The sequence below is a fragment of the Corallococcus llansteffanensis genome (genome assembly GCF_003612055.1).
In the GTDB taxonomy this organism is placed as follows: domain Bacteria; phylum Myxococcota; class Myxococcia; order Myxococcales; family Myxococcaceae; genus Corallococcus; species Corallococcus llansteffanensis.
Window position 1 is genome coordinate 1 of sequence record NZ_RAWB01000250.1, and the last position, 14,168, is coordinate 14,168.

The following is a 14,168-nucleotide window of genomic DNA, read 5'->3' on the forward strand; positions in this document are numbered from 1 at the left end:
GAGTTGGTTGGGCAAGGCCGGCGACATGGGCAAGGACCTCGTGGGCGACGTGAAGAACAAGGCCGTCGAGGTGAAGAACAAGGTCGTGGAGGAGGGCAAGGACCTTGTTGGCGACGTGAAGGACACGGCCGCCGAGGTGAAGAACACGGTCGTTGAGGTGAAGGACAAGGTGGTGGAGGAAGGCGGCAACGCCGTCGACGCGCTCAAGAGCAAGGTCGAGGAGTGGACGGGGGCCGTCGACTACAAGGAGCGCATCGACAACCTCGGGCCCGGCGACACGTACACCCTCCACGTGGGAGGCGACGTCAGCGTCGAGACCGGCAAGGCCTACGCGAAGGCGGAGCTCGAGTGCACGCGCAATGACAAGGGCGAGTACATCGTGTCCGCCGACGGCGAGCTGGGCGCCGGCCTGTACGGCATGATCGGCGGGAGCGTGGGCGCGAAGGCCAAGGTCGAGGGCGAGGCCACCGCCGGCGTCGGCGCGAAGGTGGAGATGAAGTTCGCTTCCGCCGAGGAGGCGAAGCGGGCCATGGACACGCTCGTGCGCTCGACCGGGCCCGGCGGCGCGCTGCTGGGGACGCCGACCAGCAAGGACCTTGAGTTCTCCATGAAGCACGTCTCCGCCGTCGAGGTGCGCGGCGCCGCGGCCGCGAAGCTCGCCGGAGAGGCGGGCGTGGGCGTCCGGGGCGCGGCGGACGTGGGCGCGTTCGCCGAAGGGAGCGTGGAGCTCCAGGTCGCGGCGCGCATCGAGTTCGATGCCGACCGCAAGCCCTCCCTGATCATCAAGGAGGAGATCTCCGGGAGCGTGGCCGCGGGGGTTGAGGCCGGCCTTCCCGGGGGCCAGACGAAGAGCGGTGCGCAGAAGAACAGCGTGCTCGGCCAGGAGCTCTCCGGGAGCATCACGGGCTCCCTCACCATCGAGACGAAGGTGGACATGCCGGGCAACGTGGATCCGCTCAAGCTCGTCCAGGACCCTGTGGGAGCGCTGGCCGACGTGGGCAAGCAGCAGCTGCGCTCCCTTGAGACCACCGCCACCGTGAAGGTGCAGGCGGAAGGAAAGGCCGGGGACGTCGCCGCGGGCGGCGTGGAGGGCACGTTCGTCATCAAGTCGAACGCCGGCGCATCGCTCGACGCCCTCGACGCCAAGGTGTTCGACGCCGCGCTCCACGGCGACTTCGGCAAGGCCGCCGCGGCGAGCAGTGGTGCCGCGCAGGTGGAGGCGACCGTCCAGGAGTACAAGAGCGAGGGCGTGAGCGCGGCGCCCGAGCTCAAGATCATGGGCAACGGCGTCAAGGCGGACTTCTCCGCGAAGACCCGCGATGTCTCCGACACCCCGCTCTTCTCGTTCAAGGGGAGCGCGAAGGATGCCGCCACCGCCATCAGCGGCTGGGGCACGGGCTCGGGCAAGGCCCTGGGCGGCGCGGTCGCGAACACCTCCAGCGGCACCGCGGGCCTGGGCGAGGCCCCCAGCTCCGCGTCCCTCCACCGGCAGATGGCCACCGGCCGCTATCTCGGAGGCGTGCGCGCCTGAGGCCCGCGCGCCCCCGCCGACCGGGAGCGCACTGGGAGAGAAAACAACCTTCACGGGGAACGCGGGGTGTCCTGTTAGACTCGCCTCGCGATGATGGCGTGCCCGGACGAAACGACGTTGAGCGACTTCCTGGAGGGGCGGCTCTCCGAGGAGGCCCGGGCGCGCGTCGTGGCGCACCTGGAAGGCTGCGCTGACTGTCAGTGGGTGCTGGCGGTGGGCAACGGCGCCCTCCCCGGGGACGCGGCACCGGAGCCGCGCCCTCCCCCGCTGGCCCGGGGGGCCACCCTCTCCCGGTACGTGGTGCTGGAGCGGTTGGGCGCCGGGGCCATGGGCGTGGTGTACGCCGCCTATGATCCGGAGCTGGACCGGCAGGTGGCCCTCAAGGTGGTGCGCCCGGAGGGCCGCCACGTGGAGGAGCTCCAGCGGCGGCTCTTGCTGGAGGCGCAGGCGCTGGCGCGACTGTCCCATCCGCATGTCGTCACGCTGTACGACGTGGGGACATATGGGGACTGCGTCTTCCTGGCCATGGAGCTGGTGGACGGCACCACGCTCGCAGGCTGGCTGCGGACGCCGCGCGCGTGGGCGGACGTGCTGCGCGTCTTCCACGACGCGGGCAGGGGGCTCGCGGCCGCGCACGCGGCGGGGCTGGTGCACCGCGACTTCAAGCCGGCGAACGTGCTCGTCGGGAAGAACGGCGGGGTGTGGGTCACCGACTTCGGCATGGCCCGTCCCCTCAACCGCGAGCAGGGGCTGTCGGCCCGCGTGGAGCCGAAGGCCGCCACGTCCACGCTGAGCCCCCTCACCCGCACGGGCGTGCTCCTGGGGACGCCCGCGTACATGGCGCCGGAGCTGGTGAAGGGTCAGCGGGCGGACGCGCTGTCGGATCAGTTCAGCTTCTGCGTGGCCCTGTACGAGGCCCTCTTCGGCGTGCGGCCCTTCGAGGGCGACACCCTGGAGGAGATGGCGCGGACCGCGGAGGAAGGCCGCGTGCGGCCCCCGCTGCGCGACATGAAGGTGCCGGCCCGGGTGCGGCGCGCGGTGCTGCGCGGCCTGCGGGCCCGGCCCGAGGAGCGCTTCGCCTCCATGGAGGCGCTGCTGACGGCGCTCACCCCGCCGTCGCGGCGCGAGCTCGTGTGGGTGGCGACCGCGGTCCTGGCCTCCCTGCTGGTGGGGGCGCTGGTGTACGGCCTGGCGCCACGGCAGCAGACGCGCTGCGAGCAGGAGGTGGCGAAGCTCGCCGGGGCGTGGGGGCCCGCGCGGCGGGAGCGGATCCACGCGGCCTTCCTCGCCACGGGCGTGCCGTACGCCGCGAAGGCCTGGGACACGCTGGCCGCCACGCTGGATGCGCATGCGGCCCAGTGGCGCACCCTGCGCACCGAGGCCTGCCTCTCCGCGACAATGAATGACATGAGCATGGCCTGGCAGACGGAGACGTGCCTGGATGCGCGGCTCTGGCAGTTCGCCGCCGTCGCCGAGGTGCTGGAGAAGGCGGATGCGCGGACGGTGCAGAACGCGCAGAAACTGGCCGCCTCGCTGGAGGGGCTGACCGGGTGCAAGGACACCTCAGCGCTCTCCTCTCGTCCCCAGCCTCCAGATGCGCTCGCGGCGCGGGTGGATGACGCCCGGCGCAAGCTCACGCAGGCGCAGGCCTCGCTCGAAGCGGGCCGCTACCCCGAGGGCCTCGCGCTGACGACGGCGCTCCTCGGGGAGATCAAGGGGCTCGACTTCCGGCCACTGGAGGCGGAGGTGCTGCTCGCCCATGGCAACCTGCTCGCGCAGGACGGCAAGCACAAGGAAGCCGAGGACCACCTCTACAAGGCCGTCTTCGCCGCCGAGTCCGGGCACGATGACGAGACGGCGGCGCGCGCGTGGAGCGTCCTCGTCTGGGTCGTGGGCGATCTGCAGGCTCGCGCCGCGGACGTGGAGCGGATCATCCAGCACGCCCAGGCCGCGGTGACGCGACTGGGGCCCGAGCGCTTTCCCGCCGTCACCATGGACCTGCACCTGTTTCTGGGAGCGGCGCTGATCCAGCAGGGCAAGCTGGAGCGGGCGGAGGTGGAGCTCACCCAAGGGCTGGAGCTTGCGCGGAAGACCTACGGCGAGGACGACCTGCGCACAGCCCACTTCATGCACAACCTGGGTCGCGTCTACTCCCGCCAGAACCGGTCCGAGGAGGCATTGGCCCTGCATCGTCAGGTCCTGACCTTGCGCGAGCGCCAGCTGGGCCCCGAGCACCCCCACCTCACTTCCACGCTCAACAGCCTCGCCGGGGCCTCCATGAATCTGGGGCAGCTCGACGAGGCCATCGCCCTCTGGCGCCGCATCCTCAAAATCACCGACGCGGCCCACCTGCCGGAGCACGTGGGTCTCGCGAACTCGCTGGGGAACCTGGGCACAGCGCTGCGTGGCAAGGGCCAGCTCGATGAGGCGCGGCGGAGCCTGGAGCGGGCGCGTGGCATCCTGGAACGCACCTATGGACCTGACCATCCCCATGTGGCCGTGATGCTGGAGGAGCTGGCACTGGTGGAACATGACGCGGGCCGGTTTGACGAGGCCTTGCGACTGGCAACAGACGGCCTGGAGCGGATCCGGCGCCATCTTGGACCGGAGACGCCACGTGCCCAGAGCATCCTGAGATCCCGCGGGCGGATCCTGCTCAAGCTGGGACGCACCGCCGAGGCCCGGAAGGACCTGCTGGCAGCGCTGAAGATCCTGGAGAAGGAGGAGGGCCCCGACAGTCTCGGTGCGGCGATCGTTGACCATTACCTGGCCGATGTCGCAATGGCAGAGGGAAATGCGCGACAAGCGCTTGACCATTGCAAGCACGCGTTGAGGATTGACGAGCGGAGGCTGTCGCCGCAGTCCCAGATGATCGGAGCGGATTGCTCCTGCATTGGAGAGGCGCTGCTGGCCCAGAAGGCTCCAGAGGAAGCGGAACCCCTGCTGGAGCGCGCACGCCAGGTTCTACAGCAAACGACCGGAGAGCCGATGCTCGCGGGCTGGACGTCCTTCCTGCTGGCCCGAGCGCTCAGCGAGAAGCGCACGAACCGCGACCCCGTGCGCGCCGCCGCCCTGGCGGAAGAGGCTCGCGTCAAGCTGACAACCCTGGGCGTGAAGGCGCAGAAGGACCTGGATCAGGTCCTCGCCTGGCAGCGGCGTGAGGCTCGGAGATGAGCGGCCCCCTGGAAGCAGAGGGCCTGGCCGTGCTGCTGCGCACGCACGTGCCCCCGGAGCGACGCGCGCAGTTGGACGGTGTGGAAGACCTGGAGGCGCTCCTGCGCGAACACCTGACGGTGGCGCGGAACGCGTGGCCCACGGTGGCGCTCGCCACGGAGTCCTTCGTGCGGCATCTGGCGCGGCACCTGCCAGAGATGGGCGCGCGGGACGTGCTGCGCGAGTGCCAGGCCGCGGACCTGTACCTCGCGTGTGCCTGTGGCGAAGGCCACCCCGCCGCCCTGCGCGCTTTCGAGCAGCATCTGCTCCAGCAGGTGCCGGCCCGGCTCGCCTCCATGCCGCGCACCCAGGTGGATGAGGCGCTCCAGCTCTTGCGCGAGCGGTTGTTGATGGGCTCCGGCGGAGAGCCGCCCAGAATCCTCACGTACTCCGGCCGGGGTGCCTTGCTGGCCTGGGTGGTCATCTCCACCGCGCGCATCGCCAGCCAGCTCAAGACCCGGGACGAGCGCCAGGAGCTGTTCGACGAACCGCCCGAGGCGCTCGTGCAGTTGCTGTCCACGGGTGACCCGGAGCACGAGCTGCTGCGCAAGGACCTGCGCGAGCTCCTGGTGGATGTCCTCCGCAAGGTCCTGGAGGCCCTGCCTCCGCGAGAGCGCACGCTGCTGCGGCTGCACCACCTGCACGGCTTCACGATGGACCGGCTCGCGACGATGTATGGCGAGTCCCGCTCCGGCGTGGCGCGCCGGGTCCTCCAGTCCCGCGAGCGGCTGCTCAAGCTCCTGCGCGCGGAGCTGGCCGGACGACTGAAGCCAGACGACGCCGCGCTGGACAGCCTGCTGGGACTGGTGAACAGCCAGCTCGACCTGAGCCTGAACCGGCTGATGGGCTGAGCCCGGGTTTCTGGATCCCACGAACGGAATCGAGTCGCTGTTTCACGTCGAATTCCTGTCCTCGTATGGCGAAGACGCATTCGTCGCCACGGAGATGGACATGCGCAGGCGCCGTCACTCGGCAATGTCAGCCAGGCCGAGTACGAGCGAATGGCTGAGGCACTGAGGCAGGCAGCGTAGTCAATCTGTCCACCGAGGCGGGGACTCACAGTCGGACGGTCCGTTCGCGAGGGCGCAGGAGTATTGATAGAATGGCCCCGTGGGCCATCCCTTCATCGAAAACACGACGCCATTCTTATTCGAGCCGCTCCCGTTGACGGACGAGCAGATGCGTCCCGTGTTCACGCTGGTGGTGAAGGCCACGTTCGCCCTGCGGCCAGGAAAGGAGCCGGTGCTCGCCAGCGAACAGGTCCCGCTCTACCTCGCGGGGCAACGCTGGAAGGGCTCGGACACGGCCAGCTACCAGTACGAGCCAGAGGTGGCCTTCATCAAGCCCGCAACGGATGTGGTCCTGGTGGGGCATGCGCATGCGCCTCGTGTCGGGACGCGCGAGCTGCTGGTGTCGCTGCGAGTGGGGCCGGTGAAGAAGGGAGTGCAGGTCTTTGGAGATCGCACGTGGGTACGAGGCCTGGGGGGCGTCCGGATGACGCAACCGGTGGCGTTCGAGACGCTCCCACTCCAATACGAGCGGGCCTTTGGTGGCTGGGACCGGAGCCATCCGGAGCCCGCGCGTCATCAGTTCGAGCCGCGCAACCCGGTGGGGACGGGCTTCCGGGCGCGACACGGCCGGTTCGAGGAAGGGCTGCGACTTCCCAATCTGGAGGACCCGCTCGATTGCCTCCGGGAGTGGGGCCAGACGCCGGCGCCGACGGGCTTCGGCTTCCTTTCTCCGGAATGGCAGCCACGGGCCTCGCTCGCCGGCACGTATGACGCGCGCTGGGATCAGACTCGCAAGCCCTACTTGCCGAAGGACTTCGACCGGCGCTTCTTCAACGCCGCTTCACCGGGCCTGGTGGCGTCCGGCTACCTGCGTGGTGACGAGCCGGTGACGCTCGTCCATGCCTCCGCCGCCGGCAGGCTCGAGTTCCAGCTGCCAGGCCTGTCACCCCCCAGGGTGCGTGCCGCGCGCTTCCGGCAGGAAGACAGTGAGGTGACTTTGAACCTGGATACTGTCATCATCGACGCGGACGCAATGCACCTCCTGCTGATCTGGCGGGGGCTGCTCCCCCTTCGGCGGGACCCGACGGAGGTCTCGGCCCTTCTGGTGACCCAGGAGGGCTCGGAACGGCTGGCGAGGATGGAGTAGAATGCCCGACGGTCGCGGCCGGATTCTGGGCCGCCCGGGAGATCGTTCATGGCAGCGAGCGTCGGAGTCAACAAGCTCTCCGTGGTCCACCAAGACACCAACGGGACGACCATTGCCTTTCCAGATGTGTGCAAGACGCCGAGCCCCGCCGGCCCCATCCCCATCCCGTACCCAAACATCGCCCGCTCGTCGGACGCGGCCAAGGGCAGCAAGAAGGTGTCGGTGGACGGAAAGCCGGTATGTTTGAAGGACTCGAACTTCAGTACCAGCACGGGAGACGAAGCAGGGACCGCTGGAGGTGGCGTGGCCTCGGGGAAGACGAAGGGCAAGGCGGAGTTCGTCAACTACTCGTTCGACGTGCTGTTCGAGGGGAAGAACGTGGCGCGCTCCTTCGACCTGATGCTGCACAATGACAAGAACACGCCTCCCTTCCCGCTGCTTCAGGGGCCCGTCGTCGCGGTGGGTGGCCGCAAGTCGGACCCTGCCTGCCCGGAGTGTGGGGACAAGTACTGAGGGCCTCCGCCCGGAGCGGAGATTCACGCGTGGGGAGAGACATGGGAGCCAGGCAAGAGGAGCAGCCGACCCGGGCACCTGACGTGGAGGAGCGCATCCGCGAGCCCCGCCGGGGGTGGGTGGTGCGTGTCGAGGCCGGTCGCCATGTCTGGGTGGACTACCCGGGGAATGTGCGGGGGCCCCTGAAGGCTCGCACCTCGGCCACGATGGACCTCGACGCGCTGAAGCTGTTGCCGCCTGACCGGCCGGAGGCGCTCCTGCTCTTCGCGGACGGGGACCCTGCGCAGCCCGTGCTGCTCATGCTGCTGGAGCCGACCAGCGACACGCCGCTTACGGATGCCCTGCTGGCCCCGCCACTCTCGCGGGTACCCGCCGAGGCGCGGGTGGACGGTGAGCGTGTGGTCATCACCGGGCGCAAGGAGGTCGTGCTGGAGTGTGGCAAGGCCAGTCTTACCCTGCGGCGGGACGGCACCGTGGTGCTGCGGGGCGTCAACCTGGTCTCCGAGGCGGAGGAAGTCCACCGCATCCGTGGGCGCAAGGTCCGCATCAACTGAGTCCTCCGGGGCCCTTCCGGAAGGGAAACCATGTCCGAGAAACAGCACACCCTCGATGATGAGAACCTCCCTGGCCGGCACAAACAGGCTGGGGGTGTGGAGGGGGGCGCGTGCCTCAACAGGCACATCCCCAAGGTCGAGCGGAAGAACTCCTGCAGCCACCGCTGGCAGGCCTACCAGCGGGCCCGGGACGACTCGGCGCTGTACAACTGGCCGGCCTATAAGCCACTGGCGAAGCCGGACGGAAAGGTCGCGACGGCGGCGCGAACTGGCAAGAAGGGAAAGCTCTTCCCCTCCTGGTACGCCTTCGAGATCCCCACTCCGGGGCAGCTGCAGGACAAGCCCGAAGGCGGCACGTGGGACCTGGACCATGGCGACAACTTCCAGGTGAAGTGCTACCGGCCCTACTGGCATGAGGCCAACCACATCATCCCCAACAGTTCGCTCCGCAAGGTGCTGGTCGACGTGGGCAAGGGAATGAATGACCCGGGCCGCATCTCCATGGCCATCCGGGGGCGGCTTCTCAACGTCCAGTACAACCTCAACCACAAGGTGAACATGATCCTGCTGCCAATGGACGAGGCGGTGGCCAACACCCTCCAGCTTCCGCGCCATCGGCAGACGGCCTTTCTGTGCTCCCATGTCGCCTACAGCCGCAACGTCGAGACCCAGCTGCAGGACATCTTCAAGGCCCTGGTCAAGGACCCCATCCGCGAGCACAAGGTCCCGCAGTACAAAGACTGCAAGGACGCGCTGGAAGCGCTCTCCAAGCGGCTCTATGAAGCCATCAAGAAAGCAGGCAAGCGGGGAACGGGCTCACTGGACGAGATGCAGGACAAGGACTTCTCGAAGCCTACGCAATCCCAGACGCCAAAGCCTCCGAAGAGCGGCAAGCCCCCCGGGGGCTGAACTCCCTCGAACCCCACTCCGCCATGAACTTCTTCCATATCGAAACCATGGGTGACCCGAACGACGAGAGCCTGTGCTTTCTCCACGACGTCGTGGAGGGCACGGCCCGGGATTCGGCGAGATACTCGCTGGGCAAGCCGCTGCTGCCCGTCTACCCGAAGGAGCCCAAGCTCTTCATGAGCCCGGAGAGCCGGGGGATGAAGCTGGCAGACCTTCTTGGCAACACCCAGGGCATGCTGGTTGTTTCGAAGGCCTTCCGGGAGACCATCGAGAAGCATTGCCAGGGGGTCGAAATCGAGTACCTGCCCTTCACCCTCTACGACCACCGGAAGCGTGTCCACAGCCGGGACTGCTGCATCGTCAATCCAATCGGTTCCCTGGATTGCCTCGATGAGGCGGCGAGTGGGGTCCAGTACGGCTCCGAGGGGGGTCTCATCGACATTGGGGAGCTCGTACTCGACCGGAACAAGGTGAAGGACGCGCCACAGCTCTTCCGGGTCAAGCAGCGGCCGAGCCAGTACATCCTCGGCGTCAAGCTGGCCCGCGAGATATATGACCGGGACTTCACCAACATCCTGTGGACGGAGCTGCGCTTCAGCGACAGTCCCCGCGATGCCACCTGAGCGGGGCGGTGTCATGACGACCGCTCCGGTGGGAAGGGCCCGGCGCGCCGCCATCGTCTGGGACGTGGTGGAGGAACACCTGAGCGAGGCGGACTTCCTCTGGGCGCAGTGGGAGCGGCTGCTGGAGGCCCCCGACCACTCCCTGGCCGAGGTGCGGGAGGATGACGAGCCTCGCCTGACGGCGCACCTGGAGGGGCTCATTGTCGGGGGACATCAGGTCGCGACCCGGCTCCTGCTGCCGTTGCTGGAGGGGGGGCAGGACATGCCCCGGGTCTGCGCGGCCGCCTCCGCGTTGCTCGGCGCCACCGATACCGACTGGCTCGAAACGCTCCTGGAGCGGCTGCCGGAGGGCGATGAGGACCTCGTTCAGGGACTGGCGCGGGCCCTGGAGTTGAGCGGGCGCGAGGATGTCTCCGCAGCGCTGCTGCGACGGCTGCCGGAACTGGCCCCCGAGAGGCAGAGCGTCGTGTTGGACGTGCTGTGCCGCCGACAAAGCGACCCGGGCGACATCCTCGCCCGGATGGCTGGAGCCGCCGCCCCGCTGAAGGCCGCGGCGGTGCGCGCGGCACGCTTCGCGCCCCTGGCGCTCGCGACCGACCTGGTCCGGCAGGGGCTGGCGGCGGAGGAAGAGGCCGTGCGGCTCGCGGCGCTGGAGACGGGACTGTGGCGGGGGCTGCCAGCCGCGTGGGTGGCGTGCCGGTCGGCCATCCCCGCGGGGGGGACCCAGGCCCGCCTCGGGCTGTTCGCCCTGGCCGTGGGCGGCACGGCCAAGGACCTCGAACAGGTGGTGGCGAGTACCCGGGAGGCATCGCTCCGGGAGGAGGCCGTCTGGGCGCTGGGCTTCAGCGGGCGGTTGGCGGCCGCCGAGGCCCTGCTGGGGGTGCTGAAGGAGGACGGCAGCCCGCTCGCCGCCGAATCGTTCGCGGCCATTACAGGGCTGCCCCTCCGGACTCCTTTCGTGGAGGAGGTCGAGGAGCCCGAGCCAGATGTTCGGGAGCCGGGTGAGGACACGGAGGAGGCCGTCCGGGCGGCGGAGGCGCCGCGGGGGCTGCTGCCCGCGCCAGCCGTGGTCGCCCACCAGGTGCAGGTCGCCGAGGCAGAGCGCTGGTGGGCCCGGGAGCGGGGGCGCTTCAGCGCCGAGGGGCGCTTTCTGTACGGGCATCCCCACGGAGCCCAGGCGCTGCTCGCGGCCTTGGAGGGCGCTCCCATGCGACGCCGGCCCGCGCTGTGCCTGGAGGTGGCGATCCGGAGCGAGGGCCACTGCGTCATCGAGCCGCGAGCCTGGACGTCCGTGCAACACCCGCGGGCCAAGGCCCTGAGTCAGGTGCGCCCCCGCAATCTGGCGGTGACCTTCGAGGGCCTTCGCGCCCGGTAGACGGGGCCGTGGGCGGAACACGGGTCCGTCTCCCGTGAAAGGAGGGCTTTCTTGAGAGTGGCCGTGAGCAGCATGGGGTTGGTGACGTCGGTCGGGCGCAGTGCCCAGGCCGCGTGCGCGGCCATCCGGGCCGGTATCTCCCGCCCGCGGCGGTGCAGTTACTACACGTCCCTGGACTCGGAGACGCAGGACACCCTGCCCATCACCAGCCACCCCATCCGCGCCTATACGGAGGGCTTCGGTGGCGCGGGGCTCTGGATGCGGCTGGCGCGCGGGGCGCTGACGGACCTCCTGGGCGATCCGGGGCTGCCCCCCACCAGTGACGTGGGCTTCTGGCGGCGCACGGGGCTGCTCGCGGTGACCGCGTCCCCCGAGGGAGAGCGGTTCCAGATGGAGGAGGGAGGCCAGCGCTCCCTTGAGGAGGCATTCCTCCACCCCCTGCTGGAGCGACTGGCCCTGCCGCTCGAGCGCCAGCACTCGCGGCTGAGCGGCGTGGACCATGCGGGGACCGCGTTGGCCTTGCAGGGGGCATGGCGCCTGCTGTCACAGGGGGCCTGCGAGCGAGTCCTCCTCGTCGCGGTGGACTCGTACCTGGACCCGCTCACGTTGCAGTGGCTCGACGGGGCGGAACGGCTCAAGGCGGGGGACGTGCCCAGTGGCCTGTCACCGGGGGAAGCCGGGGTGTGCCTGCTCCTGGAGAAGGAGGACAGCGCCCGGCGCAGGGGCGCGGCTCCGCTCGCCTTCGTCACCGCCGTGGCCACGGGCCGTGAGCCCCATTCCTATTTGCGGGGCGAGGTGAGCACGGGCGCGGGACTGGCCCGGTGCGTGCGCGAGGCGCTCGAGACCGCGGGGCTGCCCCAGCCCTACGAGGGAGATGTCTTCTCCGACCTGAGCGGCGAGACGTGGCGGGCCCAGGAGTGGGGCAGCGCCGTCGTGCGGCTCTCGGAGCAGCTGGGCTCGCCACGACTCCACCTGCCCTGCGTGAGCGTTGGCGACGTCGGCGCGGCGAGCGGCGCCCTCGGGTTGTGCCTGGCCACCCACACCCTGCAACGCGGGCATACCCGGCAGGGGAGCGCCCTGGTCCTCTCCAGCTCCGTCGAAGGAGACGTGGGCTGTATGGTGTTGAGCAACGCTTCCTCCCGGCCTCCCGAACGATGAGCTCCGAATTCCTTCCTGTCTTTGTCCGCAATGCCCTGGCGGATGCCCGCGGGTTGCTCCCCGTCCTGGAGGCGCGTGCGGCCACGCAGAGCCAGGTGCTGGCCTTCTGCGGGCACCTCCGGCTCGCCGGAATCGGCACGCTCTTCCTGACGGGCACGCCGGAGGTGTTCCACCAGCGGTTGAAGCAGAGCGGAGAGGCCTTCGCCTGGTTCCTGCAGGGGGCCGAGGTGCTGTCGAAGCAAACGGGGAGCACTCTGCCCTTTTTCGATGCGATCGCCGCGGGCGACATGGCTACGGCGGGCGAGGTGGCGCGGGAGGCACGACACTCGTGGGCCCAGGGCGAGGAGTACGAGGAAGACTTCCTTTTCGTGGAGTTCCTCATGCAGCGATTCTTCCTCGGGGCTTCGCAGGACACCTGCGAGCGGCTGCTCGCGCGCTACGAGCAAGCCCTGCAGGGCGCGGAGGACATCCGGTTGCCACTGTGCCAGGCCCTGGTCACCCGGGACGCGGAGGGCTTCGAGGAGTCGCTCAAAGGATTTCTGTCCGAGCGCGACGACCGCTTCGAGTCGAATGCCAACAGCGAGTCACCCGAGCGTCTCGCCACCGAAGCACTTCTCTCCGTCGAAGGGCTGGCCCTCGTGCGGCTCGCCGAGCGCGAGGGGTTCCCTCTGGCGGAGGACTACCTTCATGTGCCCTCCGTGGCACTGGAAGGCCGTGCCCCCTCGCTGGAATCAAACTCCTGGCGGCGCCTGGAGTAGCGCGGCCGAGGTGAAGCGCGATTCGCCCCCGCGCCGGACGCCGAGCTAATGCCGGTGCTGCCGACGAACCCACCGGTGATGAGCACCTTGACGCTGCCCAGCCGCGTCGACGTGTGGGCCGCGCGAGTCGCGCTCAAAGGCATTGGTGACGAGCGATGCCCTTCCCCTTCTGCCTTTGAAAAGGCGGGCCCGGGATTACCCATGCCCTCCCGCCGCAGGCTCAGCGCTTGCGCGCGAGCACCCGCCGCACTTCCATCAAGCACGCATCCGTCACGGCTTCGACAGACAGCTCACCGTCGATGCGCACGATGCGTTCGCGCTTCTCCCGGAGGGCAATCGCCTTCAGGTACTGCTTCGCGATCCGCCGCTGGGCTTCATCCGCCTCGAACAGCTCCGCGGGCCCGCCGCGTGACGCCCGGCGCCGGGCCGCGACCTTCGGATCCACGCCGACAAACAGCGTCAGGTCCGGCGACACCGCGTGCGCGTTCACCGTGTCCACCCACGCCATGGGCAGGCTCGCGCCCTGGTACGCCAGCGAGGACAGCACGTAGCGGTCGCACAGCACGACCTTGCCCTCCTCCAGCGCCGGCAACACGCGCGCATGCAGATGGTCCGTCCGGTCCGCCGCGAACAGCAGGGCCAGCGTCTCCGGCGCCAGCGGCCCCCGGCCGTGCGGCAGCCCCAGCCTTCCCGTCAGCGCCTGGCGCAGCTGGGTGCCCACGGGCCCGTCGGAGGGCTCGCGCGTCGTCACCACCGCGTGCCCGTCCGTTCGCAGCGCCGCGGCCAGCCGCTCCGTCTGCGTGGTGGTGCCCGCTCCGTCCAGCCCCTCCAGCACGATGAACCGCCCCGCGCGGGCGGCCTTCCGGGCGGCGCTCACCGGGGCAGCAGGGCGGCGGGGTTGTCCAGGTGCAGCTCGTGGCGCAGCGCCAGCAGCGTCTCATAGCGCTGGAGCTCGTCCGTCAGCACCACGCGGCCCTTGCGGTAGCTCACGTAGGCGTACGCGAGCAGGCCCAGCGCCAGCAACGTGGCGCCCCAGGCGAGGAACGGGGTGCGCAACGAGTCGTAGAACAGCTTCCCCGCCGCGCCCGAAATCAGCATGAAGGCGATGACGGAGACACCCGCGTGGGTGAAGTGTGTCGTGCTCTGCCGGGTGGCCAGGCTTTCCTGCAGCTGGTCGAACCGGGCCCGCTTTTCCAGTTGGTCTGCGCTCACGGAGCCGAGCACCCTACATCACGGGCCCCAGGCCGTCGAGTCGCCGGCCGGGTGGGACGGGCCTACCCGGACGCCCCGTCACAGCTTCCACTCATCCCAGCCATTGTCCGGACGCACGGTCGGTTCACGGGCATGGCTTGCCACCCCACCCCCCCCGCGTTACAT

The 14,168-nt window shown here is 69.6% G+C and carries 13 protein-coding genes; 11 read left to right on the top strand and 2 right to left on the bottom strand.

Features of this window, described 5'->3' with window-relative positions; genetic code table 11:
* The 11 genes from D7V93_RS22655 to D7V93_RS22705 form a co-directional block, all read left to right on the top strand.
* A partial coding sequence (locus tag D7V93_RS22655; protein WP_208723112.1) for a hypothetical protein occupies positions 1-1,531 on the top strand: 1,531 nt, incomplete at its 5' end.
* A gap of 93 nt (positions 1,532-1,624) precedes the next feature.
* Entirely contained in the window at positions 1,625-4,705 is a 3,081-nt protein-coding gene (locus D7V93_RS22660) for a tetratricopeptide repeat protein (RefSeq protein WP_120645407.1), read from the top strand.
* Positions 4,702-5,595, top strand: coding sequence for a sigma factor-like helix-turn-helix DNA-binding protein (locus D7V93_RS22665; protein ID WP_120645397.1), 894 nt, complete (start codon positions 4,702-4,704; stop codon positions 5,593-5,595). Before D7V93_RS22660 ends, D7V93_RS22665 begins: the two co-directional genes overlap by 4 nt.
* A 328-nt stretch (positions 5,596-5,923) precedes the next feature.
* Positions 5,924-6,901, top strand: a complete 978-nt coding sequence (locus D7V93_RS22670; RefSeq protein WP_244237445.1) for a DUF2169 family type VI secretion system accessory protein — start codon at positions 5,924-5,926, stop codon at positions 6,899-6,901.
* A 48-nt stretch (positions 6,902-6,949) separates the two neighbouring features.
* Positions 6,950-7,414 carry a DUF4150 domain-containing protein gene (locus D7V93_RS22675; protein ID WP_120645399.1) on the top strand — a complete coding sequence of 155 codons (465 nt, stop codon included), beginning with the start codon at positions 6,950-6,952 and terminating at the stop codon, positions 7,412-7,414.
* Positions 7,415-7,455: 41 nt separating this feature from the next.
* Positions 7,456-7,968: a DUF6484 domain-containing protein gene (locus D7V93_RS22680; RefSeq protein ID WP_244237446.1), complete on the top strand. Its 513-nt coding sequence runs from the start codon at positions 7,456-7,458 to the stop codon at positions 7,966-7,968.
* 30 nt (positions 7,969-7,998) lie between these two features.
* Positions 7,999-8,877, top strand: coding sequence for an AHH domain-containing protein (locus tag D7V93_RS22685; protein WP_120645400.1), 879 nt, complete (start codon positions 7,999-8,001; stop codon positions 8,875-8,877).
* A gap of 23 nt (positions 8,878-8,900) precedes the next feature.
* Positions 8,901-9,500 carry an imm11 family protein gene (locus D7V93_RS22690; protein ID WP_120645401.1) on the top strand — a complete coding sequence of 200 codons (600 nt, stop codon included), beginning with the start codon at positions 8,901-8,903 and terminating at the stop codon, positions 9,498-9,500.
* A 13-nt stretch (positions 9,501-9,513) separates the two neighbouring features.
* Positions 9,514-10,875: a TIGR02270 family protein gene (locus D7V93_RS22695; RefSeq protein WP_158623824.1), complete on the top strand. Its 1,362-nt coding sequence runs from the start codon at positions 9,514-9,516 to the stop codon at positions 10,873-10,875.
* Between the two features lie 51 nt (positions 10,876-10,926).
* Positions 10,927-12,033, top strand: a complete 1,107-nt coding sequence (locus D7V93_RS22700; protein ID WP_147451277.1) for a hypothetical protein — start codon at positions 10,927-10,929, stop codon at positions 12,031-12,033.
* Between the two features lie 53 nt (positions 12,034-12,086).
* Entirely contained in the window at positions 12,087-12,791 is a 705-nt protein-coding gene (locus tag D7V93_RS22705) for an Imm49 family immunity protein (protein ID WP_158623825.1), read from the top strand.
* Positions 12,792-13,011: 220 nt separating this feature from the next.
* On the opposite strand, the gene tmk is transcribed toward D7V93_RS22705, so the two are convergent.
* Both tmk and D7V93_RS22715 read right to left on the bottom strand, forming a co-directional pair.
* Positions 13,012-13,668 carry a dTMP kinase gene (gene tmk, locus D7V93_RS22710; protein WP_120645405.1) on the bottom strand — a complete coding sequence of 219 codons (657 nt, stop codon included), beginning with the start codon at positions 13,666-13,668 and terminating at the stop codon, positions 13,012-13,014.
* Complete coding sequence (locus tag D7V93_RS22715) at positions 13,665-14,003, bottom strand: hypothetical protein (RefSeq protein WP_244237447.1); 339 nt, start codon at positions 14,001-14,003, stop codon at positions 13,665-13,667. Before D7V93_RS22715 ends, tmk begins: the two co-directional genes overlap by 4 nt.
* Between the last annotated feature and the right edge of the window lie 165 nt (positions 14,004-14,168).